This is a genomic window from Segatella copri (assembly GCF_019127135.1).
Taxonomy (GTDB): Bacteria; Bacteroidota; Bacteroidia; order Bacteroidales; family Bacteroidaceae; genus Prevotella.
Window position 1 is genome coordinate 139,376 of the sequence record NZ_JAHOEA010000001.1, and the last position, 17,441, is coordinate 156,816.

Consider the following 17,441-nt stretch of genomic DNA (forward strand, 5'->3'; position numbering starts at 1 on the left):
ATTTTATATACCTCAAAAAAGTATCCTAAGATACTTGGCCAAGTATCTTAGGATACTTGCATAAGTATCTTAAGATACTTTTGAATTTATATTAAGCATGAACGTAAAGATAGAAGAAAGTTGGAGACAGCATATAGGAGAAGAGTTCGACAAGCAGTATTTTGTTGACCTCACAAACTTCGTGAAAGAGGAATACCTGCGTACGCCCTGTTATCCTCCGGGTCGCTTGATTTTCAATGCCTTCAATCTCTGTCCTTTTGATGATGTAAAGGTAGTGATTATCGGACAGGATCCATACCATGAGCCGGGTCAGGCGATGGGACTGAGTTTCTCTGTGCCGGACGGAATCACTTTCCCACCATCATTGATTAATATATTCAAGGAGATTCAGATGGATCTCGGCACTCCGATGCCAGCCACGGGCGATTTGACCCGCTGGGCAAAGCAGGGAGTATTGTTGCTCAACGCCACCCTTACCGTTCGTGCCCATCAGGCTGCGAGTCATCAGCGCAAAGGCTGGGAGGAGTTTACCGATGCTGCCATCAAGGCGCTCAGCAAGGATAAGGAACACCTGGTGTTTATCCTTTGGGGCGGTTATGCCCGAAGCAAGGCGAAGCTCATCGATACGAGCAAGCACCTGATATTAGAGAGCGTGCATCCTTCGCCATTATCAGCCAACAGAGGCGGCTGGTTTGGCAATCATCATTTCTCCCGCTGCAATGCATATCTGCAGCAGAACGGAATTACGCCTATCCAATGGTAGGTACACCTATTTTTATATATAGCTATCCACTCATGGGTAGCTATCCTTATTTTTATTATACACTCAAAGAAATTTATTCATCTCAAAAACATTATGAAGAAAGACGAACTGCGTATTCTGCAGGTGGGCAACGTATTGGTTTCACCTGATATTATCACCGAAAAATTCTGTTGCGACCTTGATGCCTGCACGGGCGAGTGCTGCATCGAAGGGGATGCGGGAGCTCCTGTTACCTTGGATGAGATTATGGAGATTGAGAATGCGCTGGATGTAGTTTGGGATGATCTCTCGGCATCTGCCCAGGCTATCATTGATAAGCAGGGTGTGGCTTATACCGATATTGAAGGCGATTTGGTGACGAGCATTGTGAATGGTAAGGATTGTGTGTTTACCTGCTATCAGGACTTGAAAGATTTAGGCGATGGGCATACGATTCCTAACTGTTGTCTCTGTGCCTTAGAACGTGCTTATCGCGAAGGTAAGTCGAAGTTCAAGAAGCCTATCTCCTGTGCCTTGTATCCTATCCGTGCCAAGGATTTCGGCAACGAGGTGTATGGCATCAACTATAACAAATGGCGTATCTGCAAGGATGCCATCAAGAAAGGAGAGGAGTTGAATCTTCCGGTTTATAAGTTCTTGGAGGGTCCGTTGGTAGAGAAATTCGGCAAGGAATGGTATGATGAGCTTTGCGAAGTGGCAGAGCAAGTGCTTGCGGAATTGGAAGACTAAATTCTGTTAGAGACTTTGGAAGATAATAGTTCCGAAGTCTTTTTTGTTTTATAAAAAAAGAGATTTCGAAACGCTGTTGAGCTTATTCCGAAATCTCTAATCCTTCTATATTTGTGATATTACTTCTTCTGAAGCCTTTATCCCAAGTTATCATGAAATCTTTTTGTTGTTCAGCATGGAAACGGTAATAGGCTTGCTCGTCCATTTCGCCACTGCATACATATTGGTTTCCGTTAATATGAAGTGTTGTTCCTTTGCTGGCATTGCGTATCGTGAGCCGGATGGTTCCACGGAACGGACGTCCGAAGTCTATACGGCATCCCTGATGATCGAATTCCTCCTCGTATGGTTCTAATACCATTTGAAGTTTGTTCTGGGTGAGGTATGGCAGCTGGTCTACAAAGATATAGTTTACCGTATCATTGAAGGCACCTGTCGGATGAACCCATCCTGAAGATTGGTATTCTGCCGATTTCCACTCTGTAGTGTATATTCTATTATCAAAGTGTTCTTTTTCGTTGTAACTGCACCCCTTCAACGGTTTGCACCACCATGTTTCGTCTGCTTTATGATAAAAAGGAACAGAGTCAGTATACCAGCCATAAAATTCCAATGACAGTTGTTTGCTTTTGCTTCTTGTTCTTCCTGGTGCATACCAGACTGCGATGATATTCTCTCCCTTTTTCAGATATCTGGAGATATCTGTAGATTGCATCAGAAGGATGCTGTCTCTGGCTCCTTCGTTGAAAATGCTTGGCGTAACATTTCTTTCGTTGATGTATAGACGGGTATTTCCTCCACTTGCCATGCTTATCTCAGCCTTTAAAGGCTTTTGGTCAAGATGATAGATTTTCCTGTATAATATCTCAGAAGAATCGTTGGGGAATGGGTATGATACCCAATGGGTACCGAATTCCTGTGCATAGGAATTCAGTACCCAGAGAGTTGTAAAGATGAGAATTGTAAAATATCTCATAGATGATGATTTGTCTATTTTATGAGTTTTGTTTCGCCAGCCTTGAAACTTAATGCTTTCAGCTTACCATTATACTTGACGGTCAGCTTACCGGCATTCTTGCTGGTGATGGAAACTTTGCTGACTTTTCCATTGTTCCATACGAGATCAATCTCGTAGTTTCCTCGCGCTTTGATACCCTTAATTTCGCCTGCTGGCCATTCTTTAGGTAGAGCAGGAAGAAGATGCATAGTCTCGCCATCGCATTGCATCAGCATCTCACATACACCTGCTGTGCCTCCGAAGTTGCCATCAATCTGGAATGGTGGGTGAGCATCGAAGAGATTTGGATAGGTTCCTCCTGAAGGGCGATTCTTCGGATTGTTGTAATTGCCCGGATGTACATAGTTAAGCAATTTCCTGATCATAGAATATGACTTGTCTGCTCTGTGCAGGCGAGCCCATAAACTGATGCGCCATCCTGTGCTCCAACCGGTAGAGAAGTCTCCTTTTATCTCAAGAGTCTTGGCAGCAGCTGCAGCTAAATCAGGAGTCTTATCTAATGAAATCTGATAGAATGGGTGTAAACCGAGAAGGTGTGACTGGTGGCGATGATGCCAATCCTGGTCTTCCCAATCGTAATACCATTCCTGCAGGTTGCCTCGCTTTCCTATCTGATAAGGGTGGAGACGATTGCTTGCATCCTGTAACTTTGCCTGATAATCTTGATCAATACCGAGGATCTGAGCACCTTTGAGTGTGTTTTTAAACAATTCTCTCAAGATGGCAAGATCGGCGGTACCTCCATAGAAACTGCAGCCTTGATAGCCCTTGTCGGTGATATATTCTGCCTCTGGTGAAGTGCAAGGGGCAGTAATCAGTTCGCCCGGCTTCTTTGGGTTCTCTATCATCCAGTCAAGCATGAAGTCTGCTGCACCTTTCATCAATGGATAGGCTGTCTTGCGCAGATATTCCTTATCGCGGGTGTAATCGTAGTGATCCCATAAGGTTTGTACAAGCCAGGCACCTCCCATGTTCCAGTTACTCCACTTAGGACTTTCTTTCTTGGTTCCAACAGGGTTTGTCATCGCCCATGCATCAGTGTTGTGTCCACCGCACCAGCCATTCTCAATTCCATAATAGTGCTTTGCTGTATATTTTCCTGTTACAGACATGGCTTTCACCAGTCCGTCTACAGGCATTACTAGTTCAGACATATTGGTAACTTCTGCTGGCCAATAGTTTTCTTCCAGGTTGATGTTGATGGTGTAGTTTCCACGCCAAGGAGATTTTCGTGCCGGAGCCCAAAGACCCTGAAGATTGGCCGGAATGCCGGGAGTTCTCGAACAGCTGATCAGAAGATATCTTCCATATTGGAAGTATAGCATTTCCAGGTAAGGGTTTTGCTCTTCTTTCTCTGTGTAATCAAAGAGTTGCTGGTCGGTGGTTCGTCTGTTGTCGAACTTAGCTCCCTTGAGTGCAAACTTGGCACGGTTGAAGATGTTCTGATAGTCGGTTATATGACGCTGTTTTAACTCTGGGTAGGTATAGTTGACCAAGTGCCAGGCATTGTCGTTAACCTTTTCAATATATGGAGCCCCTTCTTTTACAGGATGCTTGTCGAATCCGTTGTAGCTGGTTTCATTCACTAAATAGATAACCGCTTCGCTTACGTCCTGCAGATGGAGAGTAGAATCTGAGGCTGTAATGGTTCCGTCCTGGTTCTTGATGCTGAGGATGGAACAGAAGTGGGTACTGTTCTCAGGCTTTCCCATAGCATGCCCCGTGATGGTGAGCTGCTTATTGGAAGCTTTTACCTGATGAGGAATCAGAGAGGTGAGAGATATATCGCAGTTGATGGCTTTCTTCTGGGAAGCTGTTAGGCGAATAGCAATCATCTTGTCCGGATGTGATGCGAAATACTCTCGCTGGTATTTTATTCCCCCTCTTGTATAACTCAATGCCGCCATAGCGTTGTCAAGGCTCAATTCGCGCTTGTAGTTGCTGAATTGTCCTTTATTTGCATCTTTGATATTGATGATGGCAAGTGGCTGATAATATTCTGAATTGTGTCCTTGTACATGCAGTTGTAGAGAATCGGCTGCCTTGTAATCTTCTTTGAACAGAGCCTCGCGAATCTTAGGTATCCATTTGTAGGCATCCCCTCCTTCCTCGCGATTGACAGGCTTTCCTGTCCACAAGGTGATGTCGTTGAGATAGATAGAGTCATTGTTGGCTCCACCATAAATCAAGGCACCTAACTTGCCGTTACCGATAGGTAGCGATTCTTCAAAGGCTGTAGCCGGCTTATTGTACCAAAGCTTCAGCGGTGGAATATTACTCTTCGGGGCAGCCTGAAGTGTGCCTGCTGCAGAGAGTAATAGGCAAGAGATAAGTAAATGTTTCATAAGTTGGTTTGTTGGGTTTTATACAAGCAGAGGCTGTGTCATTTGTAGGTAAATGGCACAGCCCCTTATGTAAATTAGTTGAATTGTCTTAAGCGTCGATGTTTGCGTATGTGGCATTCTGCTCGATAAATTCGCGGCGTGGTTCCACATCATCACCCATCAACATAGAGAAGATCTCATCAGCCTGGGCTGCGTTCTCGATAGTAACCTGTTTGAGCAAGCGTGTAGATGGGTCCATAGTGGTTTCCCAAAGCTGCTCTGGGTTCATCTCACCCAAACCTTTGTATCGCTGGGTGTGGATGTTCTTGTCTTCTAATCCATCTCCATACTTGTCGATGAATGCTTGGCGCTGCTGTTCTGTATAGCAATATTCGCTTACCTTGCTGCGATAAGTACACTTGTAGAGTGGTGGGGTAGCGATATACAGATGGCCTTCTTCGATAACCTTTGGCATGAAACGATAGAAGAGTGTCATAATCAATGTGTCGATGTGAGAACCATCGACGTCGGCATCGGTCATGATAATAATCTTATCGTAACGCAACTTGTCTGTATTAGCCTCTTTGCTGTCTTCGCCGTCTACACCAAAACGGACACCGATACTCTGGATGATGTTCATGACAGACTCTGCTTCGAATACCTTGTGCCACTGTACCTTTTCTACGTTCAGAATCTTACCACGCAATGGGAGAATAGCCTGACGGAAACGGTCGCGACCCTGCTTGGCAGAACCACCGGCGGAATCACCCTCGACGAGGAAGATCTCGCATTCTTTAGGATCCTTCATTGAGCAATCGGCAAGTTTACCAGGAAGACCACCACCTGTCATGAAGTTCTTGCGCTGTACACTCTCACGTGCCTTGCGGGCAGCGATGCGGGCAGTAGCAGCCAGGACAACCTTTTCGCAGATTCGCTTAGCTTCGTCTGGATGCTCCTCCAGGTAATCAGACAAAGCCTCGTTTACAGCCTGCTGAACGGCGCCCTGTACCTCGCTGTTGCCGAGCTTGGTCTTGGTCTGACCCTCAAACTGAGGTTCAGCTACCTTAATAGAGATAACGGCAGTAAGACCCTCGCGGAAGTCTTCTGGTGCAATCTCTACTTTTGCCTTCTCTATCTGCTTGGAGATAGTTGGGTCTGCTTCAGCGTAAGCTTTCAATGTGCGGGTCAACGCCATACGGAAACCTGTCAGGTGAGTACCACCCTCAATGGTGTTGATGTTGTTAACGTATGAGTGAATGTTCTCTGAGTAATCAGTATTGTACATCACAGCAATCTCGATAGGAATACCCTGCTTTTCTGTCTTCAGATAGATGACATCATCGAAGAGATGAGTGCGGTGACGGTCTACGTAACGGACGAATTCCTTCAAACCATCCTTAGCGTGGAAAACCTGCTCCTTGGTCTTACCTTCCTCGTCAGGGCGCAAATCTTTCAAGGTAATCTTGATGCCTGCATTAAGGAAAGCTAACTCGCGCATACGGTTGGCGATGATATCCCATTTGTAGACGGTGTGAGTAAAGATGGTTGGATCTGGCCAGAACTGCTGGCGTGTACCGCGCTTGTTGGTTTCACCTACCACCTTAACCGGATAGAGAGGCTTACCCTTCTCATATTCCTGCTGGTAGATCTTGCCGCCACGGAACACTTGTGACAACATGTGGGTAGAAAGTGCATTCACACAACTTACACCCACACCATGTAAACCGCCAGATACCTTGTAAGAACCCTTGTCGAACTTACCACCTGCGTGAAGCACGGTCATAACGACTTCGAGGGCTGATTTATGTAGTTTCTCGTGCATATCCACAGGGATACCACGACCATTGTCTTCTACGGTGATAGAGTTGTCTTCGTTGATGGTAACTTCGATGTCGGTACAGTAGCCCGCCATTGCTTCGTCAATAGAGTTGTCTACTGTCTCGTTTACCAAGTGATGAAGACCCTTCTCGGAGATGTCACCAATATACATCGCCGGACGTTTGCGAACAGCTTCCAGGCCTTCCAGAACCTGAATGTTACTCGCAGAGTAATTATTTGCGTTGTTTTGATTTTCTGCCATTTTAGTATTGTCTTATTTCCGTGCAAAGATACTAAAAAAAGCTGAGAAACAGGAACTTTTGTTTGTGAAAAATCACCAAAAAGTGAAGAAAAAACGTAGAATGTGAACTTTAGCGGCAAAAGTGTCTTGAAAAAGCTGTTTAATAATCGTTTTGCGCGTTTTTATAGGGTATGTTGCAGTATAAACTGGTTGTGATGGGAAGATTTTATGATGCAGGAAATGGGTAGTCGGGTTCATAGAAAAAGAATAAGGCTGCGACCCCTATAAAGGATTGCAGCCTTATTTATTTCTTTGCTTTGACTTATAAGTTAGGCCAACTTAGCGATGTGCTTTGTAAGACCAGACTTCAAGTTTGCAGCCTTGTTGTCGTGGATAACGTTGATCTTAGCCAACTTGTCTAAAAGCTTCTGAACTGTAGGATAGAGCTTTGCAGCCTCTTCCTTGTCAGACATGTTGCGCAACTTGCGGACAGCATTGCGCATAGTCTTTGCATAATACTTATTGTGCAAAGCCTTCTTCTTGTCCTGACGGATTCTCTTGATTGATGATTTGTGATTTGCCATCTTCTTTATGTTATTTTTTTTATTTCTTAAATGTTTGTAGTCCCTAGCAGAGTCGAACTGCTCTTTAGAGAATGAAAATCTCTCGTCCTAACCGATAGACGAAGGGACCATTGCTTATTTGCGGGTGCAAAGTTACTACTTTTATTTGAATCTAGCAAATTTTTTGCGGAAAATTTTCGCTAAATGCGCATTTTTTTGTATTTTTGCCCTGTTTTTTACTAATATTAGGCAAAATGGAGATAAAAACTAGTGCTATCGTGTTGCAAACCATCAAGTATGGAGACTCTCAACTTATCGTGGATTTCTTCACCGAAAAGTTGGGAAGACTCTCTTTTATGGTGCGTGTACCTAAGTCATCGAAGGGAAAGATAAAACGGCAACTTTTCCAACCGCTCATGGTCTTGAATCTCGAATTTGATTATCGCCCTAAGTCAAATCTGCAGCGTCTTAGAGATGTCTCGATTCTGATTCCATTTGTTGATATCCCTTTTTCTCCATACAAACTGGGCATTTCCATGTTCTTGGCAGAACTGCTTTCGTATGCCACCCGTCATGAGCAGGCTAATGGCGTGCTCTATCTTTTCGTACAGAACAGTATCGAATGGTTAGACCGGGCTAAAGGTTCTATTGGTAATTTCCATATTGTCTTTATGATACAGCTGTCTTTTCATTTAGGCTTTATGCCCAATATAGAAAGCGGTATGTCTGGCGATTATTTTGATTTGGTAGATGGATGTTTTGTTGCACATGTTCCTTCCCACGTACATTATTTAAATAAGGAAGATTCTATGCGGCTTGTGTCTTTGCTTCGTTTAGAGTATAAAACAATGCACCTCTACACAATGTCCCGTATCGAACGGAACAGGTGTGTAGAGGTGATATTGGAGTATTATAAACTTCATTTACCGGATTTTCCTGAAATGAAGAGCTTTTCTGTCCTTCAGGAACTTTTTGCTTAGTCATTTCTGGTTTCCTCGCTTACTTGGCGTAAACCTGAAATAAACCTAGCCTGTATTCTCTGTTTAGGCAAAACTGATGACGCCCTGTACAGAAGAAGCATCATCGTTATTGTCTTCTTTTGGCTCTGTGTTGCCAGAAGCAATATTGCGGATCTCTTCCAGAGTCTGTCGGGTACGCTTATAGGTAGGCGTGTTTTCAACCTGTAGGATGACATCCTCGTTGTCAAGATCTTCCTGACGGAACAGGAAAATGTGTGGGTGACGCTTGTACTGGGTTGTATTGCCATCGCTGCCATAATAGCGCTTGCGGCGGTCTTCTCTTTCAGCACGTTTCTCCTCTTCTTCAGCGAGACGGCGAGATTCTTCCTCCGTATGCTTCTTGAGATGGCGGTTCATGCCCTCTACATCCTCGAGTCCGAAACCGGTTGCAAGAACGGTTACCTTTACGCGGCTTCCCAATTCAGGGTCAATGGCAAGACCCCATTTCAATTCGAAGTCATCACCGAATTTCTCCATAAAGTCGTTGACATCATTCATCTCGTCCATGGTCAAGCCTGGATTATCCTTCTTCTCGCTTGCAAATGCGATGCTGAGCAGAATCTTCTTTGAGTTGAATACGTCATTATCGTTAAGGAGTGGTGAGTTCAAGGCATCTTCTATTGCCTTCTTTACTCTTCCTTCTCCCTCGCCGTAACCTGTACTCATGATAGCCACACCACCATCCTTCAATACGGTCTTCACGTCATTGAAGTCGAGGTTGATGAGACCATGTACTGTAATGATTTCAGCGATACTCTTGGCAGCCACACTCAAGGTGTCGTCTGCTTTGCCGAAGGCATCGAGAACGGCAAGGTCTGGATAAATCTGGCGGAGACGTTCGTTGTTGATTACCAGCAAGGCATCTACATGCTTTGACATTTCCTCTACACCATCCAGCGCCTGGTCAATCTTCTTAGGACCTTCGAAACGGAAAGGAATGGTTACGATACCAACGGTAAGAATGCCTAACTCCTTACTTACTCTGGCGATGACAGGTGCAGCACCTGTACCGGTACCACCACCCATACCTGCTGTGATGAATGCCATCTTGGTTCCATCGTTGAGCATATTCTTGATATCCTCAAGGGTCTCTTCGGCAGCCTGGCGTGCCTTGGCAGGTTTGTTACCTGCACCCAGACCTTCCTTACCTAACTGCAGGTGTACTGGTACTGGTGAGTCGTTAAGCGCCTGGTTGTCGGTGTTGCAGAGCACGAAGCTTACGTCGTGGATACCTTCGCGATACATGTGGTTGACGGCATTTCCACCGCCACCACCAACACCAATCACCTTGATGATGCTATTTTCTTTTTCTGGCTCCCCAAAGTCAAGGATATGAGGAGTGTTTCCATTATCTAGCATAGTTGTATAATCTTTATAGGGTTTATCAATCTGATTCTATTATCTGCCTCGTTGTGAAATCTGTTTTCTGATAGCCGTTTTGGCATCTTATTCTTCCTCAGAAATGGTATCTTTCACAAACTTCTTGAAACCTCTCATCATTTTATGGATGAGACTGTTTTCCTTACGTTTCTTTTCTTCCTCTTCTGCTTCTTTTTCAGCCAGAAGTCTTGCCTCAGCTTCTTCCAGTTCTTTCTGCTTGCGGGCTGCCTCATCAGCAGCCGCTTTTTCGGCAGCCGTCAGAACCACGCCCTTGCCGGCTGTCTCGTTAGGATTTCTTGGAGCCTTGTGCTGCTCGGCTGCAAGTGGTTTCTCTGCTGAATTGCTGAAGAGATCTGTGCCGATTTCGTCACCAGCACAGTTCATGTCACCCTTAGCCAAGAGTCCCAATACGGTGTTCATTGTACCATCGTGGTTGGTAATCTTAGGATCCTTGGAGTTGACAGTTTGAGAAACAAACTTGGCGATGCGTACCTTGTCGATGTGGGTATGTGTCTTGAAAACCTTATCGATTTCAGGCATGTTGCTGCCGCCACCTGTAAGGATGATACCACCCAACAGCTTATCTGAGAATTCCACCGGAATCTGGAACCATGCGTTTTCTACGATTTCCTCTACGCGTGCTTCTACGATTTCGATGAACTTCTTGCTTTCAACCACTCTATCCTTGTCGATAGGGTAGTTCAGGGTTGGGTCGATATTGTTGATATCGGTATAAGCCTTGGCATACTTGAGCTTCATCTTTTCTGCATCAGGCTCTTCAATCTGAAGACAAGTTAAGTCTTTGGTCACGTTGCCGCTGCCCAATGGGATGACAGAGAGATGACGGAGTATACCTTTATAATATACAGAAACGGTTGTCGTGTCGGCACCCAAGTCAACAAGCATACATCCGGCACGCTTTTCAGAGTCTGTCAATACGCTGTCAGCCATAGCCAAAGGAGCGAGATACATTTCTGCAATTGGAATGTTGGCATTCTCAAAACAGGTATTGATATTGTTATAGAAGTTCTTGCGCCAAAGTATATTCAGGAAGATGCCTTCCAGATGGTTACACTGTATTCCTACAGGGTCTATCTGGTATTGGTTGTCTATCTTGTATTCCTGAGTTGCAGCATCCAGGATTTCCTGGTCCGGATAGGTCATGTTGCGGTTGATATCCATCAGTTCATTGATCATCTCTTGTGAGATGATGGTGTTACCTGGGAGATCTTTGACAATGACGTTCTTGATACTGCGTATAGAGCGACCGCCCACGCCTACATAGACCTGGACGATATCTTGTTTCAGTATATTTTTCAACTTCTTGATGATGTTGGTCAAACATTGGCAGGTTTTGTCAATGTTATAGATCACACCCTTTCTGATGCAAGAAGATGAATCTTCCTCTACGGTGGCAAGTACGGTGATGCTGCCGTCCAAATTCTTCTGACCTGCTATACCTGTCATCTTAGATGAGCCAAGTTCGATAGCTACAATAAATTCCTTTGGCATAGTTCTTATGTGTTATCTTAATCTGTTTCTATTTTCTAATTAGCTATTTTTATGCTTTTTACATATAATCTGGTTGTCGAATTCGATATTGATATACGAATACTTGTTCCAACCAGCTTGTGAGAGTCCATACTTATAGAATTTCTCTAATCGATTCATCTTCTTGTTGACGAAATCGTTGATGGCTTGCTCCCGTTTGTCGATGAGGTTGGTCTCTGGCAGGTTACCTATATATATAATGTGGTTGCCTACTCGCGGTACCAGTTCTATTCCTCTGTCAGGCAGAACATTGATCTGTTCTATCTGGTTTCGCCAGAGCTCGTTTGTCATCAGCGCTTTGCTTAGCAATGAGATGTATTTTTTAGCATACCACTTGTTGATGTAGCCCGTTGCGATGATGATGTCGCATGTATAGTTCGTGTTGGGCATAATCTGATTGTGGTCATCAATGTAATAGTCCTCGTTGCTGATGCTTTTGATCCTGACGATTGGCATGCGTTGGGTGAGGTAGATGTCTACAAGACCATCCTGAGTCTTTGAGCATTCTGCCGTCTTGACGAAAGGACTGGTCTTCAAGGTTTCTTCTATCTTGCGGGCGTTCACCTCTTTGAGCGGTTCCCCCAGCGGATAGAGTTTCCTTGTTTCCAGTCGTTTCTTGATTTCCTTCGCATTCAGAAAGCCATTGGTCATCTCATCTTGTATGTTGATGTTCACTTTGGTGCATACCAACTTCGTTTCATCAGGTTTGTTAAACCTGGTGAAAGCGAATACCAGATAAGTACCAAGTACTAAATCCAGTGCGATGATGATGGTTTTCTTCCAATTGATATGCATTTATTTTTCTTCAAGTATTTTGGTAATTTGTGGAACATAGTTGTCCAAATCGCCAGCTCCTAAGATAACTAGAACATCGAAGTCTCGATTCTTTACCAGGTCAAGAACGTCTTCTTTGTGAATCATGCTCTTTTCTACACCTGGTTTCAGATTGTCGTAGATAAGCTTGGAGGTTACTCCTGGAATAGGCTGCTCGCGAGCTGGATAGATGTCGCAGAGAATTACCTCGTCCAAAAGACTCAAACTATTGGCGAAATCTTTATAGAAGTCGCGGGTTCTAGTATACAAGTGAGGCTGGAAGATGGCTGTTATCTTACGGTCCTTATACAACTCTCTGATACTCTTTGCACTCTGATAAATCTCCTTTGGATGATGAGCATAATCAGATAGGAATACCAGTTTGTCGTTCTTGATCTTAAAGTCGAAACGGCGGTCAACTCCTCCGTAGGTCTTCATGCCGTTACGGAGTTCATCGGCTGTACAGCCATTCAACTGTGCCATTGCCATTGCTGCCACACCGTTTGTGATGTTGATAGGCACAGGCTGTCCGAGTTCTACGCCCGTTACGTTCTCGATAGGAGAGATGAAATCGAAGGTGATTCCTCCATTCTCTATCTTGATGTTCTCAGCATGGAAGTCGCCCTCGTCCTGGCTGTATTCGTATATCTTGACGCCGTCCTGTACGTGTTGTTTCATCTCCAGACCTTTGTGGATGATGAGTGCACCGCCCGGCTGGATCAGTTCTGTATAGTGACGGAAACTCTCCAGATAAGCCTCTTTTGTTCCGTAGATGTCGAGATGGTCTGGGTCTGTAGCCGTGATGACGCTCATCCATGGGCGCAACCAGTGGAAACTGCGGTCAAACTCATCTGCCTCAATGACAACATAGTCGCTCTTGTCGGAGAGGATATAGTTGGTGCCATAGTTCTTTGAGATACCTCCCAGGAAGGCATTACAGTCTATATGGCTCTGGTGCATGATGTGAGCGCACATGGTAGAGGTTGAAGTCTTTCCGTGGGTACCCGCTACGCATAGTCCTTTATGAGTACGGGTTAATGTACCCAGAACCTGAGCACGCTTCTCGATGGTGAAGCCATTCTCATGGAAGAAAACCAGTTCCTTGTGTTCGGCAGGAATTGCCGGTGTGTAGACTACCAATGTTGTCTTGGCGTCCTTGCAGGCTTCTGGTATGAGGTCTACATTCTCCTCATAGTGGATAAGCATACCTTCTTTCTCCAGTTCGTGCGTAAGGTTAGATGGAGTTTTGTCATATCCGGCTACTACCAACTTCTTGCTGAGGAAGTATCTGGCGATGGCGCTCATTCCGATGCCTCCCGCTCCTACAAAATAAACTGCTTTAATATCTTTAATTTCCATTACTTTGTTGCTAATTTGATTACTTCGTCGGCGATGACGTCGGCAGAGTTCTTTAATCCTAATTTCTTAATATTCTCACAGAGCGAATCAAGCTTTGCTTCGTCCTTTACCGTGTCAACTGCTTTCTTGAGCAACACCTCTGGTGCGTCGGCATCCTTTACGTAGATGGCAGCATCTTTGTTGACCAACGCCATGGCGTTCTTGGTCTGGTGGTCTTCTGCCACGTTAGGACTTGGAACCAGAATAACCGGTTTGCCGATGAGGCAGAACTCGCTGATACTGCTGGCACCTGCGCGGCTGATAACCAGGTCGGCTGCCTTGTAAGCTGCCCCCATGTCGCTGATGAAATCGGTAACCTTGAGCATTGGCAACTCCTGACCTTTCAGCTGCTCCATGATGGCAGCATTATAGTATTTACCTGTCTGCCAGATAAATTGTACGCCGCTTTCCTTTACCAGGTCGAGGTGCTGGAGCACACTCTCGTTGATGGTTCTTGCGCCGAGGCTGCCACCTACGAGCAGGATGGTCTTCTTTTCAGGGTCGAGACCGAACTGCTTGCGTGCTTCTTCCTTGGTGATGGTAGTTTCCAATACGTTTTGGCGAACAGGATTACCGGTCATGATAATCTTGTCTGCAGGGAAGAAACGCTCCATTCCTTCGTAAGCCACACAGATTTTTTCAGCCTTCTTGGCCAAAAGCTTATTGGTTACACCAGCGTATGAATTCTGCTCCTGGATGAGGCAAGGTATTCCTTTGCTGGCACAAACATTGAGAGTCGGACCGCTAGCATAGCCACCTACGCCCACAGCCGCCATAGGCTTGAAGTTTTTGATGATGCTTTTTGCCATGTGCTGGCTCTTCCATATTTTGAAGAGTACGGCGATGTTCTTGAGCAGATGCTTTCTGTCGAAGCCGCAGATAGGCAAGCCCTTAATCTCATAACCCGCAGCAGGTACACGCTGCATTTCCATTCTGCCGAGTGCACCTACAAACAAAATCTTAGCATCAGGGCGCTTTGCCTTGATGGCGTTTGCAATGGATACGGCAGGGAAGATGTGACCACCTGTGCCGCCTCCGCTTATGATAATTCTTAATTCATTATTCATATCCGTTCATGTTTATAACGCAAAGGTATAAAAAAATATCGATTTAACGGCATTTTACAGCCATTTTTTACCTTAATTTATAAAACTCTTTTCAGGCAGCCACCATTTTGCTGTCATCAAGCTCATTTTGAGGTATCTCTTTTTTCTTGGCTGTCCTGCTGATGCTCAGGATGATGCCCAGGTACAGACAGTTGATGATGGTAGATGTACCACCTCTACTGATGAGTGGTAGTGGCTGTCCTGTAACAGGAGCCAAACCTACTGCCACAGCCATGTTGAAGAGTGCCTGGGTAACCAGCATGATAGCGAGTCCCATGCAGAGGAAGGCAGGAAAATTGTTCTCACACCGGTTGGCTATTCTGCCAGCTCTGAACAGGAGGATGATATAGAGGAATGCAACCAGTCCGGCTCCCCAGATACCCATTTCTTCGATGATGATGGCATAGATGAAGTCTGAGAATGCCTGTGAGAGGAAGTCTCTTTCTACCGAGTTTCCCGGGCCTTTGCCTACAATGTTGGAAGAGGCGATGGCGATGTTGGCATGTGCCACTTGGGCATCCTTGTCGAGATCGACATCCTGTGGTGCTACAGGCTTGGAGTTCATAAACTTGTCAATACGGGCTTTCCAGGTGTCGGCTCTGTGGAACATCTTTTCTGCCATGTTTGGCTTGTCCTGTTCCTGTTCAACCTTCTCGGTCAGCGTATTTTCCGGTTTATTGCCTTCTTCGCCCTTGTCCTGTCCTACTATCATGATACCCGCAAAGGCTGTGACGATGACAATCATGCCCAGTCCCACCAACTTGCCAATCTGGTTCATCGGCACTCTTCCGATGAGCATCATGGCAAGAATCGTAATACTGAGGAGCATGGCTGTGGATAAGTTTTCCAGTCCGATGAGACCTACAAATGGAGTGGTTGCTACAAGTATGAACTTGAAAGCCTTCCTGTTGGCACCCTGATGTGTTTGCATGGCGCTAAGGATCTGAGCTACAGCCAGTACTACCGCTCCCTTCGCTATCTCAGAAGGCTGGAACTGTATGCCCATCAGGGAGAACCATCGGGATGCTCCGTTGGTAGATTGGCCGGTAGCCAGGACCAGGACGAGCAACAGTAATGATATTCCCATCACGATGGGGGTAACAATCTTGAAGTACTTGCATTTCACCTTGAGCATGCAAATCATGGTGAACAGACCGCCTCCCAAGAGCATGATGTGGCGGATAACAGGTGCCATGTAGTTTCCTGTCTTGTACGACAAGGAACTGGAGGCAGAATATACCTCCACGATGCTTATCATACAGAGAAAGAAGAAGACCATCCAAATCACCTTGTCTCCCTTGAAAATATTACCTATGCTCTTGTTATTCATTTCTTTATAGTTCTATCTGTTCTATTTGTTGAAAACTGTTATTCTCCGATAGCTCTTGCCAGCTCCTTAAACTGTTCGCCTCTATCTTCCATGTTCTTGAAGAGGTCGAAACTTGCGCAGCATGGGCTGAGGAGTACGGTATCGCCCGGCTTTGCCAATTCCTGGCAGGCTGCCACGCAATCCTTCATGCTGTGGGTGTCGCGTACTGGGATGCCGAGTGCGTCAAAGTTGTCGTGCAACTTCTGGTTGTCGGCTCCGAGATATACGATACCTGCACATTTCTCCTTTACCAGGTCCTTGATCTGGTTATAGTCATTTCCCTTGTCCTTACCGCCGATGATGAGGATGGTGGGGGTAGTCATGCTCTCCAGCGCATACCAGCAGGCATCTACGTTGGTTGCCTTTGAATCGTTCACATAGTAAACGCCCTGGAACTTGCCAACTTTCTCCAGACGGTGCTCTACGCCTGGGAAGTCGCTCAAGCCTTTGTGCAGGGTCTCGTGGTCGATGCCTACGATGTTGCATGCCAGGCCTGCAGCCAGACTGTTATAGATGTTGTGCTTGCCGCGAAGACTCATGTCTGCCTGTGGCATTTCGAAGGCTGAAGGGAAGTTGAGCTTGTATTTGCCGTCCTCGATAAAGCCAACGCAACCCTCCTCCTTGAACTCAGAGAATGGGCAGAGGTGTGACTTGAGGTTGTACTTAGCCAACTCCTTTGTAACGATAGGGTCATCGTTCCAGAAGATGAAGCTGTCTTCCTCTGTCTGGTTCTGTGTGATGCGCATTTTGGCATCGGTATAGTTCTGCATCTTAAACTCATAGCGGTCCAGATGGTCTGGAGTGATATTGAGTAGGATGGCCACATTGGCACGGAACTCATACATATTGTCGAGCTGGAAACTGCTCAACTCGATGACATAATACTTGTGAGGAGTTTCTGCTACCTGGAGGGCAAGGCTCTTTCCGATATTTCCAGCCAGACCTACATCATAGCCAGCCGACTTGATGATGTGGTAAATCAGCGATGTAGTGGTGGTCTTACCGTTACTTCCCGTAATACAGATCATCTTGGCATCAGTATATCTGCCCGCAAATTCTATTTCGCTGATGATAGGTGTACCCTTAGCCATCAGTTTCTGAATCATAGGTGCTTCCTTCGGAATACCAGGGCTCTTGATGACTTCGTCAGCATCTAAAATCTTTTCTTCAGTATGGTGACCTTCTTCCCATTCAATGTTGTGGTCATCCATCAATTTCTTGTAGTTATCCTTGATCTTTGACATGTCTGAAACAAAGACCTCGAATCCCTCTTTCTTTGCCAGCACGGCTGCACCTGCGCCACTTTCGCCAGCTCCTAAAATTACAATTTTGCTCATTGTCTTATTTTC

14 protein-coding genes are annotated in these 17,441 nt (G+C 45.5%); 3 read left to right on the plus strand and 11 right to left on the minus strand.

Annotated elements, in window-relative coordinates; all coding sequences use genetic code 11:
• Nucleotides 1-97: 97 nt before the first annotated feature.
• Nucleotides 98-763 (plus strand): uracil-DNA glycosylase, encoded by a 666-nt coding sequence (locus KSW37_RS00470; RefSeq protein ID WP_118253897.1) that lies wholly within the window; start codon nt 98-100, stop codon nt 761-763.
• 93 nt (nt 764-856) lie between these two features.
• Nucleotides 857-1,492, plus strand: a complete 636-nt coding sequence (locus tag KSW37_RS00475) for a DUF3109 family protein (RefSeq protein ID WP_217312999.1) — start codon at nt 857-859, stop codon at nt 1,490-1,492.
• An 82-nt stretch (nt 1,493-1,574) separates the two neighbouring features.
• Here KSW37_RS00475 and KSW37_RS00480 read toward each other — a convergent pair whose 3' ends face one another.
• The 4 genes from KSW37_RS00480 to rpsT all read right to left on the minus strand — a co-directional run bounded on the left by KSW37_RS00480 (nt 1,575) and on the right by rpsT (nt 7,477).
• Nucleotides 1,575-2,468 (minus strand): alpha-L-rhamnosidase N-terminal domain-containing protein, encoded by an 894-nt coding sequence (locus KSW37_RS00480; RefSeq protein WP_217313000.1) that lies wholly within the window; start codon nt 2,466-2,468, stop codon nt 1,575-1,577.
• A 14-nt stretch (nt 2,469-2,482) separates the two neighbouring features.
• Complete coding sequence (locus tag KSW37_RS00485; RefSeq protein WP_217313001.1) at nt 2,483-4,855, minus strand: glycoside hydrolase family 95 protein; 2,373 nt, start codon at nt 4,853-4,855, stop codon at nt 2,483-2,485.
• An 88-nt stretch (nt 4,856-4,943) separates the two neighbouring features.
• The gene (gene gyrB, locus KSW37_RS00490) at nt 4,944-6,914 is read right to left on the minus strand and encodes a DNA topoisomerase (ATP-hydrolyzing) subunit B (RefSeq protein ID WP_118063411.1); all 1,971 of its coding nucleotides are present in this window, start codon (nt 6,912-6,914) and stop codon (nt 4,944-4,946) included.
• A 308-nt stretch (nt 6,915-7,222) separates the two neighbouring features.
• Complete coding sequence (gene rpsT, locus KSW37_RS00495; protein ID WP_006847644.1) at nt 7,223-7,477, minus strand: 30S ribosomal protein S20; 255 nt, start codon at nt 7,475-7,477, stop codon at nt 7,223-7,225.
• 233 nt (nt 7,478-7,710) lie between these two features.
• On the opposite strand from rpsT, the gene recO reads away from it, so the two are divergent.
• Complete coding sequence (gene recO / locus KSW37_RS00500; RefSeq protein ID WP_217313002.1) at nt 7,711-8,436, plus strand: DNA repair protein RecO; 726 nt, start codon at nt 7,711-7,713, stop codon at nt 8,434-8,436.
• Nucleotides 8,437-8,499: 63 nt separating this feature from the next.
• On the opposite strand, the gene ftsZ is transcribed toward recO, so the two are convergent.
• From ftsZ to murD, 7 genes are all read right to left on the minus strand, one after another.
• Entirely contained in the window at nt 8,500-9,834 is a 1,335-nt protein-coding gene (gene ftsZ / locus KSW37_RS00505) for a cell division protein FtsZ (RefSeq protein WP_217313003.1), read from the minus strand.
• Nucleotides 9,835-9,921: 87 nt separating this feature from the next.
• The gene (gene ftsA / locus KSW37_RS00510; protein ID WP_217313004.1) at nt 9,922-11,367 is read right to left on the minus strand and encodes a cell division protein FtsA; all 1,446 of its coding nucleotides are present in this window, start codon (nt 11,365-11,367) and stop codon (nt 9,922-9,924) included.
• Between the two features lie 39 nt (nt 11,368-11,406).
• A complete protein-coding gene (locus KSW37_RS00515) occupies nt 11,407-12,201 on the minus strand; it encodes a cell division protein FtsQ (protein WP_217313005.1) in 795 nt (264 codons plus the stop codon).
• Nucleotides 12,202-13,578: a UDP-N-acetylmuramate--L-alanine ligase gene (gene murC, locus KSW37_RS00520; protein WP_153085233.1), complete on the minus strand. Its 1,377-nt coding sequence runs from the start codon at nt 13,576-13,578 to the stop codon at nt 12,202-12,204. It abuts the gene before it with no gap.
• A complete protein-coding gene (gene murG / locus KSW37_RS00525; RefSeq protein WP_217313006.1) occupies nt 13,578-14,684 on the minus strand; it encodes an undecaprenyldiphospho-muramoylpentapeptide beta-N-acetylglucosaminyltransferase in 1,107 nt (368 codons plus the stop codon). Before murG ends, murC begins: the two co-directional genes overlap by 1 nt.
• A gap of 91 nt (nt 14,685-14,775) precedes the next feature.
• The gene (locus KSW37_RS00530) at nt 14,776-16,053 is read right to left on the minus strand and encodes an FtsW/RodA/SpoVE family cell cycle protein (protein WP_217313007.1); all 1,278 of its coding nucleotides are present in this window, start codon (nt 16,051-16,053) and stop codon (nt 14,776-14,778) included.
• A gap of 38 nt (nt 16,054-16,091) precedes the next feature.
• Complete coding sequence (gene murD, locus KSW37_RS00535) at nt 16,092-17,429, minus strand: UDP-N-acetylmuramoyl-L-alanine--D-glutamate ligase (RefSeq protein WP_217313008.1); 1,338 nt, start codon at nt 17,427-17,429, stop codon at nt 16,092-16,094.
• Nucleotides 17,430-17,441: the final 12 nt, after the last annotated feature.